Origin of the sequence: Bradyrhizobium sp. 138, assembly GCF_023074075.1 — a bacterium.
GTDB lineage: Bacteria > Pseudomonadota > Alphaproteobacteria > Rhizobiales > Xanthobacteraceae > Bradyrhizobium.
In genome coordinates, this window is sequence record NZ_JADPKT010000087.1 from 31,872 (window position 1) to 55,139 (window position 23,268).

The 23,268-nt window shown below is 64.8% G+C and carries 19 protein-coding genes; 8 read left to right on the forward strand and 11 right to left on the reverse strand.

The window, feature by feature from the left end:
• Positions 1 to 97: 97 nt before the first annotated feature.
• Positions 98 to 1,495 carry a UdgX family uracil-DNA binding protein gene (locus IVA79_RS30315; protein WP_247560023.1) on the reverse strand — a complete coding sequence of 466 codons (1,398 nt, stop codon included), beginning with the start codon at positions 1,493 to 1,495 and terminating at the stop codon, positions 98 to 100.
• Positions 1,496 to 1,659: 164 nt separating this feature from the next.
• On the opposite strand from IVA79_RS30315, the gene IVA79_RS30320 reads away from it, so the two are divergent.
• The 3 genes from IVA79_RS30320 to IVA79_RS30330 are packed head-to-tail and all read left to right on the forward strand — an operon-like array spanning position 1,660 to position 7,482.
• The gene (locus tag IVA79_RS30320) at positions 1,660 to 2,448 is read left to right on the forward strand and encodes a DNA repair protein (RefSeq protein ID WP_247560025.1); all 789 of its coding nucleotides are present in this window, start codon (positions 1,660 to 1,662) and stop codon (positions 2,446 to 2,448) included.
• A complete protein-coding gene (locus IVA79_RS30325) occupies positions 2,345 to 3,937 on the forward strand; it encodes a DNA polymerase Y family protein (RefSeq protein ID WP_247560028.1) in 1,593 nt (530 codons plus the stop codon). Before IVA79_RS30320 ends, IVA79_RS30325 begins: the two co-directional genes overlap by 104 nt.
• The gene (locus IVA79_RS30330) at positions 3,934 to 7,482 is read left to right on the forward strand and encodes an error-prone DNA polymerase (RefSeq protein ID WP_247560030.1); all 3,549 of its coding nucleotides are present in this window, start codon (positions 3,934 to 3,936) and stop codon (positions 7,480 to 7,482) included. The genes IVA79_RS30325 and IVA79_RS30330 overlap by 4 nt, the downstream gene beginning before the upstream one ends.
• Positions 7,483 to 7,635: 153 nt before the next feature.
• Here IVA79_RS30330 and IVA79_RS30335 read toward each other — a convergent pair whose 3' ends face one another.
• Together IVA79_RS30335 and IVA79_RS30340 are read right to left on the reverse strand one after the other, a co-directional pair.
• Positions 7,636 to 8,406, reverse strand: a complete 771-nt coding sequence (locus IVA79_RS30335) for an SDR family oxidoreductase (RefSeq protein WP_247560032.1) — start codon at positions 8,404 to 8,406, stop codon at positions 7,636 to 7,638.
• A gap of 321 nt (positions 8,407 to 8,727) precedes the next feature.
• On the reverse strand, positions 8,728 to 9,015 hold the full coding sequence (locus IVA79_RS30340; RefSeq protein ID WP_247560034.1) for a hypothetical protein: 288 nt from the start codon (positions 9,013 to 9,015) through the stop codon (positions 8,728 to 8,730).
• Between the two features lie 57 nt (positions 9,016 to 9,072).
• On the opposite strand from IVA79_RS30340, the gene IVA79_RS30345 reads away from it, so the two are divergent.
• From IVA79_RS30345 to IVA79_RS30355, 3 genes are all read left to right on the forward strand, one after another.
• On the forward strand, positions 9,073 to 10,497 hold the full coding sequence (locus tag IVA79_RS30345; RefSeq protein ID WP_247560036.1) for a CoA transferase: 1,425 nt from the start codon (positions 9,073 to 9,075) through the stop codon (positions 10,495 to 10,497).
• Between the two features lie 145 nt (positions 10,498 to 10,642).
• On the forward strand, positions 10,643 to 11,893 hold the full coding sequence (locus IVA79_RS30350; protein ID WP_247560038.1) for an efflux RND transporter periplasmic adaptor subunit: 1,251 nt from the start codon (positions 10,643 to 10,645) through the stop codon (positions 11,891 to 11,893).
• Between the two features lie 29 nt (positions 11,894 to 11,922).
• Entirely contained in the window at positions 11,923 to 15,039 is a 3,117-nt protein-coding gene (locus IVA79_RS30355; RefSeq protein WP_247560040.1) for a CusA/CzcA family heavy metal efflux RND transporter, read from the forward strand.
• A gap of 3 nt (positions 15,040 to 15,042) precedes the next feature.
• On the opposite strand, the gene IVA79_RS30360 is transcribed toward IVA79_RS30355, so the two are convergent.
• The 7 genes from IVA79_RS30360 to IVA79_RS30390 all read right to left on the reverse strand — a co-directional run bounded on the left by IVA79_RS30360 (position 15,043) and on the right by IVA79_RS30390 (position 20,618).
• A complete protein-coding gene (locus IVA79_RS30360) occupies positions 15,043 to 16,005 on the reverse strand; it encodes an amidohydrolase family protein (RefSeq protein WP_247560042.1) in 963 nt (320 codons plus the stop codon).
• 46 nt (positions 16,006 to 16,051) lie between these two features.
• Complete coding sequence (locus IVA79_RS30365; protein ID WP_247560044.1) at positions 16,052 to 16,609, reverse strand: hypothetical protein; 558 nt, start codon at positions 16,607 to 16,609, stop codon at positions 16,052 to 16,054.
• Positions 16,610 to 16,692: 83 nt separating this feature from the next.
• Positions 16,693 to 17,043, reverse strand: coding sequence for an addiction module antidote protein (locus IVA79_RS30370; RefSeq protein ID WP_247560046.1), 351 nt, complete (start codon positions 17,041 to 17,043; stop codon positions 16,693 to 16,695).
• On the reverse strand, positions 17,043 to 17,333 hold the full coding sequence (locus tag IVA79_RS30375; RefSeq protein ID WP_247560048.1) for a type II toxin-antitoxin system RelE/ParE family toxin: 291 nt from the start codon (positions 17,331 to 17,333) through the stop codon (positions 17,043 to 17,045). The genes IVA79_RS30370 and IVA79_RS30375 overlap by 1 nt, the downstream gene beginning before the upstream one ends.
• Before the next feature lie 106 nt (positions 17,334 to 17,439).
• Positions 17,440 to 18,870, reverse strand: a complete 1,431-nt coding sequence (locus IVA79_RS30380) for a TolC family outer membrane protein (RefSeq protein WP_247560050.1) — start codon at positions 18,868 to 18,870, stop codon at positions 17,440 to 17,442.
• 186 nt (positions 18,871 to 19,056) lie between these two features.
• On the reverse strand, positions 19,057 to 19,836 hold the full coding sequence (locus tag IVA79_RS30385; RefSeq protein ID WP_247560052.1) for an enoyl-CoA hydratase: 780 nt from the start codon (positions 19,834 to 19,836) through the stop codon (positions 19,057 to 19,059).
• 110 nt (positions 19,837 to 19,946) lie between these two features.
• On the reverse strand, positions 19,947 to 20,618 hold the full coding sequence (locus IVA79_RS30390) for a hypothetical protein (protein WP_247560056.1): 672 nt from the start codon (positions 20,616 to 20,618) through the stop codon (positions 19,947 to 19,949).
• 291 nt (positions 20,619 to 20,909) lie between these two features.
• On the opposite strand from IVA79_RS30390, the gene IVA79_RS30395 reads away from it, so the two are divergent.
• Together IVA79_RS30395 and IVA79_RS30400 are read left to right on the forward strand one after the other, a co-directional pair.
• Positions 20,910 to 21,455, forward strand: a complete 546-nt coding sequence (locus tag IVA79_RS30395; protein ID WP_247560058.1) for a sigma-70 family RNA polymerase sigma factor — start codon at positions 20,910 to 20,912, stop codon at positions 21,453 to 21,455.
• A 2-nt stretch (positions 21,456 to 21,457) separates the two neighbouring features.
• Complete coding sequence (locus IVA79_RS30400; protein WP_247560060.1) at positions 21,458 to 22,096, forward strand: DUF1109 domain-containing protein; 639 nt, start codon at positions 21,458 to 21,460, stop codon at positions 22,094 to 22,096.
• Between the two features lie 10 nt (positions 22,097 to 22,106).
• Here the strand turns inward: IVA79_RS30400 and IVA79_RS30405 are convergent, their stop codons facing one another.
• Positions 22,107 to 23,207, reverse strand: a complete 1,101-nt coding sequence (locus tag IVA79_RS30405) for a DUF2336 domain-containing protein (RefSeq protein WP_247560062.1) — start codon at positions 23,205 to 23,207, stop codon at positions 22,107 to 22,109.
• Between the last annotated feature and the right edge of the window lie 61 nt (positions 23,208 to 23,268).

Sequence of the window (23,268 nt, forward strand, 5' to 3'; positions counted from 1 at the left end):
TCTGGACGCCCCTTAACTTTAAAGTAAGGGTATTGTCCGCGATGGATTTGAAGGCCGGATGACAACCGCCGCGTGAAAACCGTTTTCCCGCCAGTATTCAGGCAGCCCGTGCGGCCTTCTTCTGCAAGCCGGCGGCGATCTTCAAATCTTCGACAAAGCGCTGATACGCCAGCACCTTGGCTTGCGGATCGGGCAGCCGCAGCAGATAGGACGGATGCACCGTCACGAGCGCTTTACGTCCGTCGGGAAGGTCTATGAGCCGGCCACGGTTCTTGCCGATCGGGGTAATCTTGCCGAACACGCTTTGCGCCGCGGTGGCGCCCATCGCCACGATGAGATCCGGCTGGATTGCCGAAACTTCCCGCTCATACCATTGCCGGCAGGCGCGGATCTCAGGCGTATTCGGCTTCTGGTGCAGGCGGATTTTTCCACGCGGCACGAATTTGAAGTGCTTGACCGCGTTGGTGACATAGACCTTCTTGCGGTCGACGCCGGCCTCCTCCAGCGCACGGTCGAGCATCTGGCCGGCCGGGCCGACGAAGGGATGGCCGGCAAGGTCTTCCTTGTCGCCGGGCTGCTCGCCGACCAGCATGATGTTTGCCGACTTCGGACCTTCGCCGAACACGGTCTGGGTCGCGTCCTTGTAGAGATGGCAGGCGCGGCAATGCGCGGCTTCCTCGCGCAGCGCTTCGAGATTGTCGACTGCGGATTTGCGTTTCATCGGAGCCTCCGGCCAAGGGGGGACCCGCCCGCCGGTCCAGCGTTCGGCGTCGGCGAGCAGAGGTTCAAGTATCGAGGCTTCCGACAGGTTCCTGCGGCGCTGCTTCGGCGCCTCGGGCATGATCAGGTGGTTCGGCCGAAAGTGGCGGCGCCAGGTTTCCTCCAATCGGTTTGGGGCGGGCATCTCGGTCTGGCGGATTCCCGGCGTGAACGAGATCGCGTGGCCGTCCCAGTGGGCGCAAATGTCCGGTGTGAGAATCGACCAGGGCATGTCGGCGTAGCGGCGCGCGAAGAAGGGAGCGGCGAATTCGACGATGTGATGCTCCGGCACGAACCAGGCCGCGTAATGTGCCTTGTGCTCACGTCCGATCTCGCGGAAGCGAATGACGTCGCGCATCCGCTGCACGTCACGTTTCACGTTGCCGGCCATCGCTGTCGCCTGAGCGACGTCGGGATCCGTCCTGATCTCGAGCAGATCATGGTCGCTCCGCAACCGCCACAGCAGGCGATAGAGCAGCGCAAAGCGTTCATCGTCGCGGTGCAGAGCCGCGACGCGGGCGAGCTCGATGAAATTGGCCGGCACGCTGAAGGTGCTGTCGGTTTCAGTCGGCGGAAAGCTTGACGCTTCGCATAGTCCGGCCGCTACGCTGTCTTTCGCACGGCCCTGCACGTTCCACGTCACGTCGGCCGGCGCAATCTGATGCAGCGTGAGTGCGCGTGCGGCTTTGCGCCAGCTCTCGAAATCGGTCTCGCTGTCGAGGGTGATGAGGTACATGGCACTTGAATCCTCTTGATTTCGCTCATGAATCTGATTGAGCACCAATTCGATTGACTCTTCGGGGCCCGTTAGCTTTATATTAGAACATATCATGAACAAATGAGCCAGCCGCTGGTTCTTCTTTTGAAGACCACGGCACCAATTCCTGAGGAGCGGCGAGCATGAGCGGCGCACGTGGAAGCGCGCTTGCGACCTTGCGCGGCCAGATCGAGCGCATCGAGACGGCGGAGGTCGTGCATCAATACGATCGCGTCGCACTCGGCCACAGCGAGGTCGATACCGCGCTGAAGGGCGGGCTCGCGCGCGCGGCGATCCACGAGGTGTTTTGCGCTGGGCCTCAAGGCGCGGCGGCAACGGGGTTTGTCATGGGCCTCGCAGGGCGCGTGACGGCACGCAAGCCGCTACTGTGGGTGCGGCAGGATTTTTCGGACATCGAAACAGGCGCGCTGTCGATGAACGGGCTCGCCGAGCTCGGCCTCGATCCGCGCCGCGTGGTGATGGTGCGCGCTGCCGATGTCGAGAGTGCATTGCGAACCTCGGCCGATGCGCTCGCCTGCGATGCGCTGGGCGCCGTCGTGCTCGAGCTCTGGGGCGAGACCAGGCAGTTCGATCTGGTGGCGAGCCGCAAGCTGACGCTGGCCGCGCAATCTTCCGGCGTCACCGGCCTTTTGCTGCGCATGGCGGCGCAGCCTTTGCCCTCGACCGCGGAGACACGATGGATGCTGCGCGCGGCGCATTCGCCGCCAGGGTCAGCGTGGGAAGCCTGGGGCGCGCCGCGCTTCGATGCCGAGCTGTTGCGCAATCGTCATGGCCCGTGTGGCCGGTGGATCATGGAATGGAAATGTGATGAGTGCCAGTTCAGTGAGCCGTCGACGTATTCTCAGCCTGTGGCTGCCGCGCCTGCCTATCGACCGGATCCAGCGGTTCCTTGGCAGCGCCGGGCTGGGTAAACCCCCTCATCCGAGCATCGTCGTCATCAAGGACAACAATGCGCTGGTGATCCATGTGCTGGACGAGGCCGCCGAGCGGCTCGGCCTGTATATCGGCCAGCCGCTGGCGAATGCGCGGGCGATGTGTCCGGATTTGCGGGTGTTCGACGCCGATGTCGTGGCGGATGCGAAGACGCTCAGCGACATCGCCGACTGGTGCGACCGCTTCACGCCGCTGGTGGCGCTCGACCCGCCGCACGGGCTGTTCCTCGATATCACCGGCTGCGCGCATCTGTTCGGCAGCGAGGCGGCGCTGCTCAAGACGCTGATTCGTGCGCTCGCGCGTCAGGGCTTCGCCGTCGGTGCGGCGATCGCCGGGACCTCAGTTTGTGCGCGTACGCTGACGCGGCAGGCATCTAGCAGCATCGTTGCCGATGGCGGGGAGGCGGCGGCGATCGAGCGATTTCCGGTGTCCGCGCTCGGCGCGGGCGAGGCTATCACCACCGGCCTGCGCCGTGCCGGCCTGAAGACCATCGGCGACGTCGCCGCGCGCGCGCCAAGCGAGATCACGGCGCGGTTCGGCGCGCGGTTCTCCACACTGCTCGCGCATGCGCTGGGGCAGGGCGATGCGCCGATCAATCCGCGCAAGCCGCTGCCCGATTACATCGTGGAGAAGCGCTTCGCCGAGCCGATCGCGACCGACACCATGATCGCGATGACGCTGTCGCGGCTCGCTGACACGTTGATTGCCTCCATGGAGAAACAGGGCAAAGGCGCGCGCCGGCTCGAGGCGGCGTTCTTCCGCACCGACGGCGTGGTGCGCATGATCATGGTCGAGACCGGACGCCCGGTGACGCGAAGCGCGGTGATCGACCGTCTGTTCCGCGAACGCCTCGATGCGCTCGCCGATCCCCTCGATCCCGGCTTCGGCTTCGACATGGTGCGCCTGTCGGCGAGCCGCACCGAGATCGTGGTGCAGGAGCAGCGCGATCTCGACGCCCATGTCCACGACAATGACGAGCTTGCCGCGTTGATCGATCGCATCGCCGCCCGCATCGGCGGAAAGCGCGTCGTCGTGCACCTGCCGCAGGATACGCATATCCCCGAATGTGCGGCGATGGCCGCGCCGGCGCAGCATCATCTCGCTGCCGCCATGCAGGCCGAATGGCCCGCACGTGTCGAGAGCGAGCCGCCGCTGCGCCCCTTGCGGCTGTTCGACAAGCCGGAGCCGGTCACCGTGCCGTTTGCGACCGTGCCCGACGGACCGCCGCATCAATTCACCTGGCGTCGCGCAAAACATGCGGTGGTGCGGGTGGAAGGGCCCGAGCGCATCGCGATGGAATGGTGGCGGCAGGACGGCAAGCAGCTGACGCGGGATTATTTCCGTATCGAGGATGCCGAGGGTCTGCGCTTCTGGATCTTTCGCGACGGTCTCTACGAGGGCGAGGTGTTCGACGCCGACGGCAAGCCCGCTCCGCCCAACTGGTATGTGCACGGTCTCTTCGCATGACTACGCCCGCTTATGCCGAGATCGGCATCACCACGAATTTCTCCTTCCTGCGTGGCGGTTCGGATCCGCGCGCCTATGTGCATCAGGCGAGCAAGCTCGGCCTTGCCGCGATCGGCATCGCCGATCACAACACGCTGGCCGGCGTGGTGCGCGCCTGGAATGAGCTCGACAACGACAAGGTGCTGCACAAACCGAAACTGCTGATCGGCGCGCGCATCGTCTTCGTCGACGGCACCCCCGACATTTTTGTCTATCCGCGCGACCGTGCGGCCTATGGCCGGCTCTGTCAGCTTCTCACCAGGGGCAAGCGCGGCGACGACATCACGCGGATCGAGAAGGGCGAGTGCCGTCTCACCTTCGCCGATCTTCTGGAGTTTTCGCAAGGCCAGCTCCTGATCCTGACGCTGCCGCATCGCTTCGAGCCGGCGCAGGCGCTGGATGTCCTCGCAAAGCTTAAAGACAGCCGCGCCGAAGGCGTATGGCTGGCGGCGAGCCTTATCTATCGCGGTGATGACCGGCGCCGCCTGGCGCTGATCGATGATCTCGCGATGAAGGCAAAGGTGCCGCTGCTCGCAACCAACGAGGTGCTTTATCATCATCCCGCGCGCCGTCCGCTGCAGGACGTGCTGACCTGTATCCGGGAAAAGACCACGATCGAGGCGGTCGGGCGGAAGCTGGAAGCCAATGCCGAGCGGTTCCTGAAGACGCCGCGGGAGATGGCGCGGCTGTTCCGCGATTTTCCTGAAGCGATCGCGGAGACCATGCGCTTTGCGGACAGAATCGATTTCTCGCTCGACCAGCTCAAATACCAATATCCTGATGAGCCGGTGCCGCCGGGAAAGACCGCGCAGGGGCATCTGGAGGATCTGACCTGGGCGGGCGTCGACAAATATTTCGACGGCAAGATCGACGACAAGTTGCGCGCGACCTTGGAGAAGGAACTCGCGCTGATCGCCGAGCTGAAATACGCGCATTACTTCCTCACCGTGCATGACATCGTGCACTATGCGCGCAGCCAGAACATTTTGTGTCAGGGGCGGGGATCGGCGGCGAATTCGGCCGTGTGCTACGTGCTCGGCATCACCTCGGTCGATCCGACCAAGGTCGATCTGTTGTTCGAGCGCTTCATCTCCAAGGAGCGGCTGGAGCCGCCCGACATCGACGTCGATTTCGAGCATTCACGCCGCGAGGAGGTGATGCAATATGTCTATCGCCGTTACGGCCGTCACCGCGCCGCGATCATCGCCACCGTCATCCACTACCGTCCGCGCAGCGCCATCCGCGACGTCGGCAAGGCGCTGGGCCTGACCGAGGACGTCACCGCCGCGCTCGCCGATACGGTGTGGGGCAGCTGGGGCAAAGGCCTCAACGACATGCAGGTCAGGCAGGCCGGCCTCGATCCCAACAATCCCATGATCAACCTCGCGGTCGAGCTTGCGACCGAGCTGATCGAATTCCCGCGCCATCTCTCCCAGCATGTCGGCGGCTATGTGCTGACGCAGGACCGGCTCGACACCTATGTGCCGATCGGCAATGCCGCGATGGATGACCGCACCTTCATCGAATGGGACAAGGACGACGTCGATGCGCTTCATATGATGAAGGTCGACGTGCTCGCGCTGGGCATGCTGACCTGCATCCGGAAATGTTTCGACTTGATCGATCAGCACAAGGGTAAGCGCTGGGTGCTGGCGAGCGTCCCGCAGGACGATCCCAAGGTTTACGACATGCTGTGCGATGGGGAATCGCTCGGCGTGTTCCAGGTCGAGAGCCGCGCGCAGATGAACATGCTGCCGCGCCTGAAGCCGCGGACTTTCTACGACCTCGTCATCGAGGTCGCGATCGTGCGGCCGGGTCCGATCCAGGGCGATATGGTGCATCCTTACTTGCGGCGGCGGAACGGTCTGGAGGAGGTTCGTTATCCCTCGCCAGCGCCCGAGCATGGCCCCGCGGACGAGCTCTACAAGGTGCTGCACAAGACGAAAGGCGTGCCCCTGTTCCAGGAGCAGGCGATGCGGATTGCGATCGAAGCCGCCAAATTCACCTCCGAGGAGGCCAACGGCCTGCGCCGTTCGATGGCGACCTTCCGCAATGTCGGCACGATCGGCCAATACGAGGAGAAGCTGATCGGCAACATGGTGGCGCGCGGCTACGATGCCAACTTTGCCAGAAGCTGCTTTGACCAGATCAAGGGCTTTGGCTCCTATGGCTTTCCGGAGAGCCATGCCGCGAGCTTTGCACAGCTGGTCTACATTTCTTCGTGGCTGAAGCACTACCATCCCGACGCCTTCTGCTGCGGTCTGTTGAACTCGCAGCCGATGGGCTTTTATGCGCCGGCGCAGATCGTCGGCGATGCCCGCAAGAACGGCGTCGAGGTCCGCGACATCGACGTGTCCTACAGCTTTGCGCAAAACACGCTGGAGGAGGGGAGCGGCAAATTCTGCGCCGTGCGCCTGGGCTTCCGCCAGATCGATGGCTTCCACTGGCTGGACGAGGATGAGGAGAGACTGAAACGCTCTCAGCTGTCATTCAGAGACTTACCTGAAGAACTTCCCGTGATTGGGCCGGTCTTGCCGCAGGCTCCGTTCACCTCTCCCCAACGGGGAGAGGTCGATTTGCGAAGCAAATCGGGTGAGGGGGCTCAGGTCCCTCGAGAGACCGTACTCCTCACCCGCGCCTTCGGCGCGACCTCTCCCTATGGGAGAGGTGTAGCACCGCCGATGCCTCAGCTAGACTGGGCCGACCGCATTGTCGCCGCCCGCACCCGGCGGCCCTTCACTTCGCTCGAGGACTTTGCCCGCGATACCGGCCTGCCCAAGCGCGCGCTGATCTTGCTGGCGGATGCCGACGCGTTCCGCTCGCTCGGGCTCGACCGCCGCGAGGCGCTGTGGCAGGTGCGGCGGCTGCCCGACGACGTGCCGCTGCCGCTGTTCGAGGCGGCGACCGCGCGCGAGCAGCCGGATGAGCATGCGAAGCCACTGCCGCTGATGCCGCGCGCCGAGCAGGTGGTCGCGGACTACCAGACCATCCGGCTCTCGCTGAAGGGCCATCCGATGGAATTCTTGCGCGAGATGTTTTCGCGCGAGCGGGTGGTGGCTTGCAAGGCCATCAGCCATGAGAACGAGCGGCGCCGCGTCCGCTGCGCTGGTGTGGTTCTGGTGCGGCAACGACCGGGCAGCGCCAGCGGCGTCGTGTTCATGACGCTGGAGGACGAAACCGGCATCGCCAATGTCGTGGTGTGGCCCAAGATCATGGAGCAGTACCGGAAAGAAGTGATGGGCGCGCGCCTCATCCTGGTCGAAGGCTATATCCAGAGCAGCCCCGAGAAGGTGACACATCTCATTGCCCAGCGCATGGTCGATCGCTCGCACGATCTGGTCGGCCTCGCGGGCGATGCCCTGGGCCGCAAGCATCCGGTGCCGGCAGGCGCCACATTGGTCGAGCCGCTCAACGAAGACCCCCGCGCGCTCGCAGACATGCCAGCGCAAAAAATCCGCCACCCCCGCAACGTCCGCATCCTGCCGCCGTCGCGGGATTTTCATTGAAGCTGTGCGTCTCCAGCTCAGCTGCCGTAGGGTGGGCAAAGGCGCGTGAGCGCCGTGCCCACCATTCGCGAAAGCCGTGGGCACGCTTCCGCCTTCGCTCTTCGAGCTACGGCGGACAAGTCGCTTTGCCCACCCTACGCCTGAGCTAACGATCTAGAAATTCACCCGGTTCGAGATCGCGCCGTCCACGACGAGATTCGATCCCGTGGTGAACCCCGACACAGGGCTCGCCAGAAACACCGCCGCGCTGGCAATGTCCTGCGGCGTTGCCATGCGGCCGGTTGGGTTGCGCTTCATCGCGTCGTTGTAACGCTCGGGCATGTTCTTCTCGATCATCTCCCAGACGCCGCCCTTGAAATAGACGGTGCCGGGTGACACGACATTCACGCGGATCTTCTTCTTGGCGTATTGCCGCGCCAATCCCTTGGCCATGTGGATCAGCGCGGCCTTGATCGGGCCGTAGGAGCTGGCCGTGTCGGCCTGCGCTGCCGAGATCGATGAGATGATGACGAAGGCCGCATCGCCGTCTCTCGCGCCGCTCGTTTCGAGGAAGGGCCGGGCGGCATCGAACGCATGCACGGCGCCGAGCAGGTCGAGCTGGAAATTCTGCTGCCAGGATGCGGCGTCGTGGCCTTGCGCCATCGCGCCGGCATTGGAGAACAGCATGTCGATGCCGCCGAGCTCCTTTGCCGCGCCCTCGATCCAGGATTTCAGCGCTGCGCCGTCGATGATGTCGACCGGGCTGCCGGTGGCTTTGACGCCGCTCGCCTTCAATTCGGTGACGGTGGTGGCAACTTGATCGGCATTGCGCGCACACACCGCGACATTGGCACCTTCACCGGCCAGCGTCGCCGCAATCGCCCGTCCAATGCCGCGTGTGCCGCCGAGCACAATGGCGTTCTTTCCTTTGAGACCGAAATCCATTGTTTGGTTTTCCTTGTTGTTGTGCCGCAAGCATAGCCGTTTCTCGAATTGCCCAGAAGCCTCCACATCGTCATTGCGAGCGCAGCGAAGCAATCCAGGAATGCATCCGCGGAAACGGTCTGGATTGCTTCGTCGCAAGAGCTCCTCGCAATGACGTGGAGAGAGGCGCAGCTTGTTGAGCGATCTCGTGCCTCATCCTCAATTGCCGTTGGGTGGGCAAAGACGCGTGAGCGCCGTGCCCACCATTCCTCAACTTGTACAAAAGTCGTGGGCACGCTTCGCTTTGCCCACCCTACAAAAGCTCGTAACAAATTCTTCCCCTCACTCCGGTGCCGCTCCGACCGGTGGGCCGCCGGGCGGGCGGTGCAGGAAGGTCAGCGAGGCGTAGGCGCCGACCCATGAGCCGATCGCGGCGAAGGCGACGTAAAAGGCGTTCTCGGTGTAGCTGATCACGGCGTAGGAGGACAGCATGTACCAGACCGCGCTCCAGGTCGCGGCCGGCACGCGCTTGCGCGCGACGACGGCCGAGGTGAACATCACATAGACCGCGTCGGTGGCCGCCGTTGCGACGAATACGGCGCCCGCGGTGAGGGGATCGATGGCGGCCATTGCAATCCTTTCTCTGAACGTGGGATGGTCGGGAAAACTAAAGCGAGAGAAGCGGCCATGCAAAGCCCCGCCGATATTCTCAAGGGCATCTGGACCTCCGCCGGCGGCGATCAGGCTGCGCTCGAACGCGTGCGGCTGACGGGCGAGGAGCCGCAGATTCCGTCCTCATTCCGTGTTGCCGTCGCCGGACAGACGACGATAGCTGCCGCCGGGCTCGCGGCCGCCGAGATCTGGCGGCTGCGCAGCGGCAAGACGCAGGACGTCCATGTCGACATGCGCCACGCCGTCGCCGAGTGCCGCTCCGAACGCTATCTCCGCCTTGACGACAAGCCGCCGCCGCCGGCCTGGGACGCCATCGCCGGTGTCTACAGGACCGGAGACAACCGCTTCGTGCGCTGTCACACCAACTTTCCGCATCACCGCGATGCCGTCTGCAAGGTGCTCGGCTGCAAGGCCGAGCGCGACGAGGTGCAGGCGGCGCTGATGCATTGGAAGGGAGAAGATTTCGAGACTGCGGCCTACGCTGCGGGCGGCGTCGTTGCCCTGATGCGCAGCTACGACGAATGGTCCGCGCTGCCGCAGGCGCGTGCGCTGGCGCAATTGCCGCTGATCTCGATCGAGAAGATCGGCGAAGCCGCGCCAAAGCCGTGGCCCCAAGGATCATCGAAGGGATCATCGAACAACGATCGTCCACTCTCGGGGCTTCGCGTGCTCGATCTCTCCCGCGTCATCGCAGGTCCCGTCGCCGGCCGCACGCTCGCTGCGCATGGCGCGGACGTGCTGCTGGTGTCGGGACCGGAACTGCCCGCCATTGACTGGCTCACCATCGACACCGGTCGCGGCAAGCTCACCACCTTCATCGAGTTGAAGAGCGAGACGGGCAGGGCACAATTGCGCGAGCTGCTAGAGGATGCCGACATCTTCTCGCAAGGCTATCGCCCGCGTGCGCTTGCCGCCCTCGGTTTTTCGCCGGAGGATGCCGCGAAGATCAATCCCGGCATCGTCTATGTGACGCTGTCGGCCTACGGCCACACCGGCCCCTGGGCCGAGCGGCGCGGCTTCGATTCCCTGGTGCAGACCACGAGCGGATTCAACCACGCCGAGGGGCGTGCTGCCGGCCTCGAGGGTCCCAAGGAATTGCCGGCGCAGATGCTCGACCACGCCACCGGCTATCTGATGGCGTTCGGCGCGATGATGGCCAAGGCGCGTCAGGCGCGCGCCGGCGGCAGCTGGCACGTGCGCGTGTCGCTGGCGCAGACCGGACGCTGGCTGTGGAATCTCGGCAGGCTCGACGGCGGGCTGAATACCCCGGATCTTACGGGGGCGGCCGTACATACTGCGTTCATCGAGAGCATGCCATCTGGCTTCGGCATGTTGAAGGCGGTGCGCCATTCGGCGCTGCTGTCGACGACGCCGGCGCAATGGAGCCGTCCGGCGATGCCGCTCGGCAGTCATCCGGCACAGTGGCCGGTGCCAAGCTGACACGAAGCTGACATGTCGCAAAATTTTAACGTCGACCGCGAGGCGTCCTGCGTTTTTTAGGTTGTTTGAAATCAGAATTCGGCACTATTAGCGCGACCGATGAGGCAGTCATTTGCCGAGATCGTCGCAGACACGACCGGGCTAAATGGTAGTTGAAAATACCAAGCGATTGCAGGTGTTTACAAAACAACGGATGATCACGTCCGTAGTTTTACTGGCTCTTGCCGGTGTCGGCGCCGGTGTCTACGGCTTCCTCACTTCGGGGCCCAAGGAAAAGAAGCACTCCGAGATCTCCAGCCAGTCGCGCAGGAATGCGCAGAACTTCACGCCGACGCCGTCCGAATGGGCGACGCTGACGATCGAGCCGGTCAAGGCCAGGAGCTTCCGCGCCGAGTATGTCACCGAGGGCAAGGTCGCCGTCGATGAGGACCGCTCGACGCCGGTGTTCTCGCCCTATGCGGGCCGCGTCACCAAGCTGCTGGCCAAGCCGGGCGAGACGCTGAAGCAGGGTCAACCGCTGTTCACGATCGAGGCCGCCGACACGGTGCAGGCCCAGAATGATTTCATCGCGGCGATGACCGCGCAGAACAAGGCCAAGTCGGCGCTCGAGCTTTCCGACATCCAGTTCAAGCGCGCCAAGGACCTCTATGAGGGCCATGCCATTCCGCTCAAGGATTATCAGCAGGCGGAAGCGACCCAGGTTCAGGCGCGAAACGACATGCGCTCCTCGGGGACCGCGCTGGAAGCCGCGCGCAACAAGCTGCGCATCCTCGGCTTCACCGACGAGACCATCAAGGCGTTCCAGGACAAGGGCGTCATCGATCGGGAGATCACGATCTATTCGCCGATATCAGGCACGGTCGTGCAGCGCAAGATCGGCCCAGGCCAGTACGTCAATTCCGGTGCCAGCGATCCGGTCTTCGTGATCGGCGACCTCTCGACGGTCTGGCTCACCGCGTTCGTGCGCGAAAGCGATGCCGCGGCGATCTGCATCGGTCAGGACATCACCGTCAACGTGATGGCGCTGCCGGGTCGGCCGTTGACGGCCAAAATCAATTACGTCGCCGCTGCGATTGATCCCAACTCCCGCCGCCTGCTGGTTCGCGCCACCATCGACAACAAGGATGGCCTGCTCAAGCCGGAGATGTTCGCCAACGTCACGATCTACTCGGCCGGTGACCGTGCCGCGCCGGCGGTGCCGAAACAGGCGTTGATCTATGAAGCCGACAAGGTCCGGATCTGGGTCGCGCGCGAGGACAAATCGGTCGAGCTGCGCCAGATCAAGATCGGCCTCATCAACGGCAATCTCGTCGAGGTCACCAGCAATCTGAAACCCGGCGAGCAGATCGTCACCAAAGGCAGCCTGTTCATCGACCGCGCGGCGTCCGGCAGCTGATCGACGACCCAAGAAAATTGAAGACCTGAATGGATCGTCTCGTCGCTCTTGCCGTCAACCGGCGCTTCCTGATGGTCGGCATGTTCGTCGCTGTCTTGATCGGCGGCCTGATCGCGTTCAACCAGCTCAACATCGAAGCCTATCCCGATCCGACCCCGCCAATGGTCGACATCGTGACGCAGAGCCCGGGGCTGTCGGCGGAAGAGATCGAGCGCTACATCACGATCCCGATCGAGACCCAGGTTGCGGGCCTGAAGAACATCACGACCATCCGCACCATCTCGCTCTACGGTCTCTCCGACGTCAAAATTCAATTCTCCTTCGCCTACACCTATGATGAGGCGTTGCAGCAGGTGCTGAACCGGCTGGCGCAGCTTGCGCCGCTGCCGGGCAACGTGCAGCCGCAGATCTCGCCACTCAGCCCGATCGGCGAGATTTTCCGCTACCGTCTCGTCGGACCGCCGAACTACAGCGTGCTCGATCTCAAGACCATTCAGGACTGGATCCTGCAGCGCCGCTTTCGCGCCGTGCCGGGAGTCATCGACGTCACCGGGTGGGGTGGCAAGAGCAAGACCTATGAGATCCAGGTCGACTTCAACAAGCTGGTCGCCAACGGTCTGACGCTGCCGCAATTGCTCCAGGCGGTCGGCAATTCGAACGTCAATGTCGGCGGCAACACCGTCGATATCGGCCAGCAATCGGCCGTCGTGCGTGGCGTCGGCCTGATCCGGTCGATCGACGATCTCGCCAATACCATGGTGGCGCAGACAGGCGGCAATCCGGTGCTGGTCAAGGACGTCGCCACCGTCACCGTGGGCCAGAAGCCACGCCTCGGCATTGCCGGCCTCGACGAGGCCGACGACATCGTGCAGGGCATCGTCCTGATGCGCCGCGGCGAACAGAGCTCGCCGACCATCAAGCGGGTTCACCAGCTCGTTCAAACCATCAACGACTCCAGCATCCTGCCGCCCGGCGTGCGCATCGAGCGCATCTACGACCGCGGCGACCTGATCGAGCTCACCACCCACACGGTGCTGCACAACATGGTGGTCGGCATTCTCTTGATCGTGCTGTTGCAGTGGATCTTCCTCGGCGACCTGCGCAGTGCGCTGATCGTCGGCGCCACCATCCCGTTCGCGCTGTTCTTTGCCGTCATCATCCTGGTGCTGCGCGGGGAATCGGCCAATTTGCTGTCGGTCGGCGCGATCGATTTCGGCCTGATCGTCGATGCCACCGTCATCATGGTGGAGGCAATCTTCCGCCGTCTGACGCAGACGACGCCGATGTCGGAATCCGAGCATATGTCCAACGAGACTCTGTTCGGCATGAAGAGCCACGCCATCCTCAGCGCGGCCGCCGACGTCTCGCGCTCGATCTTCTTCGCCGCGGCGATCATCATCGCGGCCTTCCTGCCGCTGTTCACGCTGTCGGGTGTCGAGGGCAACATCTTCGGACCGATGGCGCGCACCTATGCCTATGCGCTGGCCGGCGGCCTGCTGGCGACATTCACCGTGACGCCGGCGCTGTCTGCGATCATCTTGCCGGCGCATGTCCATGAGACTGAGACCAAGGTGATGCTGATCCTGCACCGGCTGTACATGCCCGTGCTGAATTGGGCGGTGGCCAACCGCAACATCGTGCTCGGTGGTGCGGTCGGCCTCGTGCTGATGACGGTCGCGCTCGGCCGGCTGCTCGGGCTCGAATTCCTGCCGAAGCTGGAAGAGGGCAATCTCTGGATTCGCGCCACGCTGCCACCGACCATCTCGCTCCAGGAAGGTAACTCCTACGTCAACGAGATGCGCAAGGTGATCCGGGCCAGGCCGGAGGTCGAGTCCGTCGTGTCGCAGCACGGCCGTCCCGACGACGGCACCGACGCCGCCGGCTTCTTCAACGCCGAGTTCTTCGCGCCGCTCAAGCCGGTGAGCCAGTGGCCGGGCACGCGCGACAAGGAAGAGCTGACCGCGGAGCTGCTCAAGCAGCTCGACGATCGCTTTCCCGGCGTCGAGTTCAACTTCTCGCAATATCTGCAGGACAACGTCTCCGAGGCCGTCTCCGGCGTGAAGGGCGAGAACTCGATCAAGCTGTTCGGCAGCGACCTCCAGGCGCTGACCGACACCGCCAACAAGATCAAATCGGTGCTGGCCACCGTGCAGGGCGTCACCGATCTTGCAGTGTTCACCTCGCTCGGGCAGCCGACCGTCCAGATCGATATCGATCGCGCCAAGGCCGCGCGCTACGGTCTTGCGCCGGGCGACATCAACGCCACGATCAAGGTCGCGATCGGCGGTGACACCGCCGGCGATCTCTACGAGCCGGGCAGCGACCGTCACTTCCCGATCATCGTCCGCCTCGCGCCGGAATACCGCAGGAGCGCGGAGGCGATCCAGAACTTGCGGATCGGCGCGCCCGGGCCGAACGGCACCGTCACGCAAATCCCCCTGAGCGAGGTCGCCAACATCAGCCTCGTTTCCGGCGCCGCCTACATCTATCGCGAGCAGCAGGAACGCTATCTGCCGATCAAGTTCTCGGTGCGCGAGCGCGACCTCGGCAGTGCGATCCGCGAGGCGCAGCAGAAGATCGCCCAGCAGGTGCAATTGCCGCCCGGCTCGCACATGGACTGGGTCGGCGAGTTCGGCAATCTCCAGGACGCGATCCGGCGGTTGTCGATCGTGGTGCCGATCTCGCTGGCGCTGATCGGCGTGCTGCTCTGGTTCAATTTCGGCTCGATGACCGACACGTTGCTGGCGATGAGCGTGATCCCGATGGCGATCTTCGGCGGCGTGCTTGGTCTGTTGATCTCAGGCACCGCGTTCAGCGTCTCCGCAGCGATCGGCTTCATCGCGCTGTTCGGCATCGCCGTGATGGACGGCATCATCATCCTGTCGCAGTTCAACCAGCTCATCGAAGAGGGCATGGACCGCATGAGCGCGGTGGTGCGCACCGGTGAGCTGCAGCTCCGGCCGGTGCTGATGACGTGCGTCGTCGCCGGCGTCGGCCTTCTGCCAGCGGCGCTGTCGGAGGGCATCGGCTCGCAGGTGCAGAAGCCGCTTGCGGTCGTCGTCGTCACCGGCATGATGCTGGCGCCGGTCGTGATCCTCGTGACCTTGCCGGTGCTGATCTCCTTCTTCTCGCGCCGCGCGCGCTGACCGTCAGAATCCGTAAAGCCGCGCCGGATTGTCGACCAGGATCTTCTTGCGCACGCTCGCGTCCGGCGCCCATACCGGAAGCTGATTGAGCAAGCGCCCGTCATCGATCTGGTAGAGCGGCGCGACGTCGGTTGCCTTGCGTCCCTCGACGCGGCTCGAATCCGGATGCGGCCAGTCGGTGCCCCAGACGATGCGATCCGGGTTGGCCGCGATCAGCGCCTGCGCGAACGGCACCATGTCCTGATAATCCGGCGCGAGCTTCGAGGACCGGTAGGCGCCCGAAATCTTGACATAAGCCTTGCCGGACTTCACCAGCGCGACGAGATCGGAGAAGCCCGGCTGCTCCAGGCCCCGCTCAGCTTCGAGGCCGCCGAAATGGTCGAACACGACGGGCACCGGCGCGGTCTCGACCAAGTCCTTGACCGCCGAGATCATGGCAAGCGTGGTGTAGAGCTGCACGTGCCAGCCGCGCGCCTTCATGCGCTCGACTGCGGCGGCGAAGCGCGGTCGTCCGACATTGGGATCATTGACGCCGCCGGTCGCGAGATTGAGGCGGATGCCGCGGAAACCGTCCTGATGCATTGTGTCGAGCGCACTCTCCGGCGTCTTGTCGTCGATCACGGCGACGCCGCGCGCGGTCGCGCCGCGCGCCTTCATGCCGAACAGAGTGGAGGAATTGTCGGTGCCGTAGACGCTGGGGGTGACGATCACCACGCGCTCGACACGCAGCGCCTTGTGCAGTGCGGCCATCTCCTCCGGCGAAGCCGGCTCCGGCGTATAGACGCGTCCCGCGAAGAACGGAAACTTTTCGACGTCGCCATGAATGTGGGTGTGGCAGTCGCAGGCATGCGCCGGGACGTCGAAATTGATCGGCGTCGCGGGCTGCGCCGCGCGGGCATGGGCTTTGCTGGTCATGGCGACTCCGGCCGCAAGGGAGGCAAGCAGGACGCTGCGTCGGTTGAGCACGATTTCTCTCCCTGTTTTTGTTTGTTGTGGCCGGGACAGTATCACATCAGCCCGGCAGCCGCTCAGCCTCGTTGCATAGCTGCTCGACGAGATCGGCAAGCAGGCGTGAGCCGTCAACGCGCACGACCGGGCAGGGCAGGCCCGCGAGCCACGCTTCATGCTTGGCGAGATTGCGTCCTTCGCGATCCCCGGCTTCGTAGTGGGAGGCCCAATCGACAAAGGACTCGGTCTCATCGTGGCGCCAGCCGCCCGGCGCGACGGCGTCGGCGCCGAAATGAGCGGCCTCGCGGGCACGTAATCGCTTCATCCGGAGCTCGCGCGGCGCAGTCACGAAGACGACGAGATCGAAATACGCGACGAGCTCCTCGCCCCAGCCGGTGACGGATCCGCTCAGCACCCAATCCAGACGCGGCAGGAACATCTCGTGCATCAGGCGCAGACGCTCGGATGGCGGGCGCGTCGTCCGGTAGGGCGGCGCGGTCGGCAGCCAGAAATAGTCGTCGCTGTCGTGATGTGGCAGCGCAAGCCGGCCCGAAAGCGCCCGGCCGAGCGTCGTCACGCCGGCGCCGGAGGCCCCCATCAGATGGATGCGGCGGCTTTTCATGTTCACATCCTGAGACCGGCTGAACCGGCTGTGCGACCGGTAACAGCGATTGCGACGTTTCGGGCGACGTGCGGCGCGCTCCCTCAGGCAGCGCGGCGGCGCTTTGACGTCCGTCCGCTTGTCGCCGGTTGGGCCGACAATGTCAGCCCCAACGCTCCGACGATGCGCATGACCGTGCCGAACTCCGGATTTCCCGTCTCGCCAAGGGCCTTGTACAGGCTCTCGCGGTTCAAGCCGGCTTTCTTCGCGATCGCGCTCATGCCGCGCGCACGCGCGACGAGCCCAAGCGCGTCACGAACGAAATCGGCATCTCCGGTCTCCAATGCAGCCGCAATATAGATGGCTTGCCGCTCCTCGGTGTTGAGATAGTCGGCAGCGTCAGAGCGCGTCGTCGTGGACGCCGTTTTCATCGTTGTTTTTGGCGCCTTTGGCATCACAATGTCTCCGCTAGTTGCTGGGCTAGCTTGATGTCTTGTCGCTGCGTGCGCTTGTCGCCGCCACATAGCAGGATCACGATCTGCGCGCCGCGCTGCACATAGTAAATCCGGTAGCCGGGACCATAATCGATGCGTATTTCCCGGACGTTGCCGCCAACGCTCTTGTTATCGCCGGGATTTCCCATCTGCATGCGGCGAATGCGGACGGTGATCCGGGCGACCGCATTGGCGTCCTTGAGGCGATTCAGCCACTCCGAAAAATGCTCGGTCTGCCTCACCTCAGTCATGAGGTGTGACTGTAGTCCATGGGCTACAGAATGTCAAAGCGATCTCAGTAGCGCGCCAGGATGGCCGGTGCTGGATGGAGCTGGAAGGCGGTGCGACGCCGAGCGCCTACTGCCCCGATGGCGTGCGCAGGCCGTGCCAGGCGTCGCGGACCTGGTGGTAGTGCACCTCGGGCAGATAGTCCGGCGTGTTCAGGCTCAGTGTCTTGACGTCGAGATGGCCGATGGCGCTGAGCAGCGTGTAGGAGGCGATGACGCGGTCGCGCAGCGCGCCGATCAGGCGGGCCTTGGCCTGGATCAAATCGGCCTGCGAGTTCAGCACGTCCACCGTCGTGCGCTGGCCGCCGGCGGCCTCGCGCTGCACGCCCTGCAGCGCGACGGTCGCGGCTTTCACCTCGGACTCCGAAGCCGACACCGTGATCTTGGCGCCCTCATTGGCAACCCAGGCGCTGACCACCGCCGTGCGCGCCTGGTTGCGCACCTGATCGAGCACGAGCCGGCTCTGCGCCGTGATCTCCTTGGCCTGCCGGGTCTGCGCGGCGGCCTGGCCGCCATCGTAGATCGGCGCGGTGACGTTGGCGACGATCGAGGCCTGGTCCTCGGCGAAGGTGCCGAGCGTCGGGTCGTTGTTGCGGCTCTTGCTGGCGCTGCCCTGGATGGTCGCGCTCGGCAGCAGCGCGCCTTCTGCGATGCGGATGTTGGTGGAGGCGACATCGACATCGAAGCTGGCGGCCATCACCGCGGGATGCTGGCGGATCGCCATCGTCATGGCGTCTTCGCGGCTCTTCGGCAGATAACGGTCGACGACCTCGGCGGGCCGAAGCTGCGACGGTGAATTGCCGATCACTTGCGCATAGACCGCCTGGCTGACGGCAAGCGCAACTTCGGCGGCGTTGAGATCGGCAAGGCCGCGATTGAGGCGCGCCTCGGCCTGCGCGCTGTCGGTCGGCGTGACGTCGCCGGCGTTGAGACGGCGCTGGGTGACCGAGAGCGTCTCGCGCAGGAAGGCGACGTTGGAACGCTGCGCCTCGACCAGCGACTGGTTGGCGAGCACGTTGGTGTAGGCGGTGACCGCGTCGAGCAGGACGCCCTGGCCGACATTGCGCAGCGCCTCGCGGCCCGACTGCACCTGCAGTTCGGCGGCTCGCACGTTGTTGGCGGTGCGGAAGCCGTTGAACAGGGTCTGCGTCACGGTGACGCCGATGATCCATGGCTTCAGGTTGCCGGTCTGGATCGTGTTGTCGGGCAGCAGATTGCGCACCGATTGCAGGCCGGCGCTGAGGCTCGCCACGATCTGCGGCCGGTAACCGGCGAGGGCCTGCGGCACGTTCTCGTCCGTGGCGCGTTGTCGCGCGCGTTCGGCATTGAGCTGCGGATTGGTCTGGTACGCCTTGGCCAGCGCCTCCGGCAGGGCTTCGGCCCAGGCGGCGGAGGGCAGGGCGCTGCAGAGCGCCAGCGTGGTCCAAGTCGCAAGCGCAGGACCCACGCCCGATCGATGCCGCATCGTCACGCGACCAGCTCTGGCGGCACGCCCAATCATCTTATCCCGCAACCCTGGCTGTCCGCCCCCGCCGACGGTGGCCTCTTAACTGTTTAACCAGCCGAGGTCCCGCAGGCAAACTGCCGCGGGGAAAACCTCCATGTAATCCGTGCTTGTTGCAGCTTCGTCACAGGGGGCGCGCGGGAACGCGGCAGAGCCTTACACAAGCCTGACCGTTCGCCGAGATTACCGGTTCTTGTTCACCGGCTTGCGTTTCTCGATGAACGCCGCCATGCCCTCGGAGCGGTCCTCCAGCGCGAAGGTCGAGTGGAACAGGTTGCGCTCGACGCTCATGCCTTCGGCGAGCGTGGTCTCGAAAGCGCGGTTCACGGCTTCCTTGGCCATCGCGGTCGCAGGGCGCGACATCGAGGCGATCTTCTCGGCTGCCGCCATCACTTCGTCCATCAGCTTGTCGGCGGGCACGATGCGGCTGACGAGGCCGGAGCGCTCGGCTTCCGCCGCATCCATCATCCGGCCGGTGAGGCACAGGTCCATCGCCTTGGACTTGCCGATCGCGCGCGTCAGGCGCTGGGTGCCGCCGATGCCGGGAATGGTGCCGAGCGTGATCTCGGGCTGGCCGAACTTTGCGGTGTCGGCGGCGATGATGACATCGCACATCATGGCGAGCTCGCAGCCGCCGCCGAGCGCATAACCGGCAACCGCCGCAATGGTCGGCTTGCGGCAACGCGCGATGCGGTCGCCGCCGATCGCGGCAAAATCTTCCGAGAACATGTCGATGAAGCCCTTCGGCTGCATCTCCTTGATGTCGGCGCCGGCGGCAAAGGCTTTCTCGCTGCCGGTCACGACGATGCAGCCGATGGCGTCATCGGCCTCGAGATCGTCGACGGCAGCTGCGATCTCGCGAAAGACGCCGAAGGAGAGCGCGTTGAGCATCTTCGGCCGGTTCAGCTTGATGATGCCGACCGCACCGATGCTTTCGACGATGATGTGTTCGAACGTGCCCATGCTCCACCCACGCTTTTGATTGGGCGGGCAATGTGCCCGCTGGCGCGGATGGCTTCAAGGGGGCCCGGGACGCAGGACGCGCGGGCCGCGCGTCCTGGCGGAACCGGCAATCAGGCCATGAACATGCGCGCGGCCGAGGCCAGCGTCAGCAGCGTGCCGACGCCGATGAAGATCTTGCCGATTAGCGAGCTCTGGTCCCAGGCCGAACTCTGCTGGCTGCTTGCCATCACCGGTGCCGGCCGGGGCTGCGCCTCGGTTGCGGCGACCACAGTCTTCTGCGCCGGCGGGCTGTTCTCTTGCAAGGCGCGGTCGATGTCGTTGAGCTGATCGGGCGCGACAACTTGGCCGTCGGCAGCCGCGGCATTGGTATTATCGGCCGCGGCCTGGACATTGTCGTTGGCGCGGTCCGTCATCGCGGAGGCCGCAGCCGCGGTCGGCGCATCGGCGGCGAGCTGCGCATTGGCATTGGCAACCGCCGGCGGCATCTGGCTGGAGGCCGGCATGTCATTGTCGGCCTTGTTGTCGGCCTTCGGCTCCTCGGCCTTTGCCGGGACGTCGTTCTTGTCGGCCTTGTCGTCGGATTTCTGCGCCGTCTTGCTGCTGTTGGTGCGGCGCGACTCGTGGCGCCGGTGCTTGCTCGGCTTGGTCGCCTCGGCCTGTTTGCCCGCGCTGTCCGAATTGCCGCCCGTGGCTTGGGCCGGCGCCGCCTGTGCAACGCCGCCGAACAGCACGAAAAGCCCGGCAAGAAGAATCAATGCCGCGCGCCCGCTGGCTTTCATCATGTTGACGATCTCCCCAATTCCGCCCGTCCCGGGAACGAACAGAGACCCGGGGGCGTGACGACAGCGGGGCAGAAAATGGGAATCTTCGGGCTACACCGGGCAAAAACGGGGCAAAGCGGGGTGATGCAGCCGGCCGCCGGGTGCGGGGCGAGCCGATCGGTGTTATGAGCCGTCGCAGACGTTTCCGGCCGTATCGATCGCGAGTTTCCGGCGCGGATCACGATTTCGTGATCGTGAGGGACCCGCGTAACAAATTGAACGAACGGCCGAATTGCATGGTGAGGGGCGCGCGTGCGCGGACGTGAGGACGAATGGACCGGCCTGATGCGGTCGGCCATGGCAGGCGATGATGCGGCGTATCATCGCCTGTTGAGGGCGGTCACGCCGGTGCTGCGCGCCGCGGCGAGGCGTGGCTTGGCGCGGGCCGGGCAACCTCCGGACCAGGCCGAGGATATCGTGCAGGAGATACTGTTGGCGGTGCATCTGAAGCGGCACACTTGGGACAGCGAGGCCCCCTTCGCGCCCTGGCTGTTCGCGATCGCCCGCAACAAGCTGATCGATGCGCTCAGGCGACGCGGCAGACGCGTCTTCGTCAACATTGACGATTTCGCCGAGACGCTGCCGGGCGAGGCACCGCAGGAGACGGCCTCCGCGGGCGAGGTCGCAACCCATCTCAACACGCTGCCGCAGCGCCAGCGCGACGTGCTGCAGTCGATCGCGGTCGAGAGCGCCTCGATCAAGGACACGGCGGCGAAGTTTTCGATGAGCGAAGGCGCGGTGCGGGTCGCACTGCATCGCGGACTTGCAGCACTGACTGCCAAATTGCGGGACCACTAGTCATGGATACCGATCAACTCATTCGCTCGCTCGCGGCCGACAACGCCCATCGGGTGCCGCGCGTCGGCGCCGTGTTGACCATGGCGCTGCTGGTGGCCGCGCCCTTGTCGATCCTGATTTTCGCGACCTTCCTCGGCGTGCGGCCGGACGTGATGAGCGCCATGCGCAACCCGTTCTTCGACATGAAGTTCGCGGTCACGCTGTCGCTTGCGATCCCCGCGATCATCATCAGCCTGCATCTGTCGCGTCCCGAAGCCTTGATGCGCGGCTGGGGCTGGCTGTTGCTGCTTCCGGTCGGTCTGCTTGCGGTTGCGATCGGCAGCGAGGCGATGATGGCGCCGGCCATGCCGATGACGATGCGCATGATGGGCAAGAATTCCAGGGTGTGCCTGTTCGCGATTCCCGCAATGTCGCTGCCGCTGCTCGCGGGCGCACTGTTCGGCCTGCGCCATGGCGCGCCCTCGCGCCCCGCGCTCGCCGGTGCGCTCGCCGGCCTGGTGTCGGCCGGCCTTGCCGCGACGCTCTATGCCTCGCACTGCACCGACGATTCCCCGCTGTTCGTCGCGACCTGGTACACGATCGCGACCGCGCTGGTGACGGCGATCGGAGCGGTGGTGGGATCCAAAGTCCTGCGCTACTAGCGAGCCGGCATCAGGCCGCCGGCGTCGTGCTCTGCATACGGTGGAAGCGCAGCACCTGCTGTGCGGTCGAGCTGCGGAGCGCCTCGTAGGCGTCGCGCAGCGTCAGCATGTCGGTCTGCGAGGCGCCCGAAAGCTTCTCGCGCATGGCGATGATGGCCCGCACGCTCGGCCAGGACATGCCCGCCACCTTGGCGAGGATCATCACGCCCTCGGTACGGCTTTCGATCATCATGGTCTCGGCGGTCTCGACCGCGACGCCCGCGAGCGCGGCGAGGCCTGCATTGGTTTCGTCGAATTTGCCCTGCTCGGCGAACGTGGTGACCTGGAATTCGTTGAGACGGCCGTCCTCGTGCAGCGACTTCACCAGCGCGCGAGCCATCTCGGTTTGCTTCGTCATGGCGGCGGCGCGGATCCGCTGGGCCACTTCCTGAACCACGCTCGACACCTCGTCCACGAGCTCCGGATGCGCGGCTTCGAGCTTCCTGCGCACGCTCGAGGACGCCTTGGCGACCAGCTTCAAATAGTGATGACGCGGCAGGTCCGGCCGCAGGCCGATGCAGGCGGCGAGGTCGTCGTCGCGCTCGGCGCGGGTGACGAGATCGGTGAGGCTTCCCTCGGAGAACTGAGCGCCCGGATTGCTGACGGTCGACTGCACCACGTCCTCGTTGCCGCGCGTCACCAGCACGTCGGTCAGTGCTTCCGACAGCACCCGTCGCAGCGAGATCGCCTTGAGATGCGCCTGGCCCCTCGTGCGCGCAATCTCGATCAAGGTCGTCTCGTCCAGCCGTTCCGATTTCGACAGCACCGGGCCGGAGACCTCGATGACCTCGTCGAGCGCGAGCGTGCGGATGATTTTCGGCGGCGCGGCCGCGATCGGTGCGAGGCGGTCGGCGAGCAGCGCCTTGGCCGAAACCTCGATCTGCTCGATCAGGCACTGGAACACGTCGTCGAACACGCGGATGTGGTCGTCGGAATAATCCACCGCGTTGCCCACGAAGAGATCGGTCACGCGGCGCAGCGTCTCGACCCGGCGCGCGACGGTGCCGTGCGAGAGCGCAGCTTGCAGTTCCTCCAGCAGATTCTCGGATGGCCTTGCGGATCTGGATCTCATTGCCCTGTCCTGGAGCGTTCGGTCCGGCGTCGGCTTCTGTCGCACCGGGAAGAAATGGGTT

Coding starts and splice junctions, on each gene's coding strand:
- IVA79_RS30365 (WP_247560044.1), bottom strand. CDS start 16,609: ATGAAAAGCCGCCGCATCCATCTGATGGGGGCCTCCGGCGCCGGCGTG.
- IVA79_RS30370 (WP_247560046.1), bottom strand. CDS start 17,043: ATGCCAAAGGCGCCAAAAACAACGATGAAAACGGCGTCCACGACGACG.
- IVA79_RS30400 (WP_247560060.1), top strand. CDS start 21,458: ATGGATACCGATCAACTCATTCGCTCGCTCGCGGCCGACAACGCCCAT.
- IVA79_RS30380 (WP_247560050.1), bottom strand. CDS start 18,870: ATGATTGGGCGTGCCGCCAGAGCTGGTCGCGTGACGATGCGGCATCGA.
- IVA79_RS30335 (WP_247560032.1), bottom strand. CDS start 8,406: ATGGATTTCGGTCTCAAAGGAAAGAACGCCATTGTGCTCGGCGGCACA.
- IVA79_RS30385 (WP_247560052.1), bottom strand. CDS start 19,836: ATGGGCACGTTCGAACACATCATCGTCGAAAGCATCGGTGCGGTCGGC.
- IVA79_RS30355 (WP_247560040.1), top strand. CDS start 11,923: ATGGATCGTCTCGTCGCTCTTGCCGTCAACCGGCGCTTCCTGATGGTC.
- IVA79_RS30390 (WP_247560056.1), bottom strand. CDS start 20,618: ATGATGAAAGCCAGCGGGCGCGCGGCATTGATTCTTCTTGCCGGGCTT.
- IVA79_RS30345 (WP_247560036.1), top strand. CDS start 9,073: ATGCAAAGCCCCGCCGATATTCTCAAGGGCATCTGGACCTCCGCCGGC.
- IVA79_RS30315 (WP_247560023.1), bottom strand. CDS start 1,495: ATGTACCTCATCACCCTCGACAGCGAGACCGATTTCGAGAGCTGGCGC.
- IVA79_RS30320 (WP_247560025.1), top strand. CDS start 1,660: ATGAGCGGCGCACGTGGAAGCGCGCTTGCGACCTTGCGCGGCCAGATC.
- IVA79_RS30325 (WP_247560028.1), top strand. CDS start 2,345: ATGAGTGCCAGTTCAGTGAGCCGTCGACGTATTCTCAGCCTGTGGCTG.
- IVA79_RS30340 (WP_247560034.1), bottom strand. CDS start 9,015: ATGGCCGCCATCGATCCCCTCACCGCGGGCGCCGTATTCGTCGCAACG.
- IVA79_RS30375 (WP_247560048.1), bottom strand. CDS start 17,333: ATGACTGAGGTGAGGCAGACCGAGCATTTTTCGGAGTGGCTGAATCGC.
- IVA79_RS30405 (WP_247560062.1), bottom strand. CDS start 23,207: ATGAGATCCAGATCCGCAAGGCCATCCGAGAATCTGCTGGAGGAACTG.
- IVA79_RS30330 (WP_247560030.1), top strand. CDS start 3,934: ATGACTACGCCCGCTTATGCCGAGATCGGCATCACCACGAATTTCTCC.
- IVA79_RS30350 (WP_247560038.1), top strand. CDS start 10,643: ATGGTAGTTGAAAATACCAAGCGATTGCAGGTGTTTACAAAACAACGG.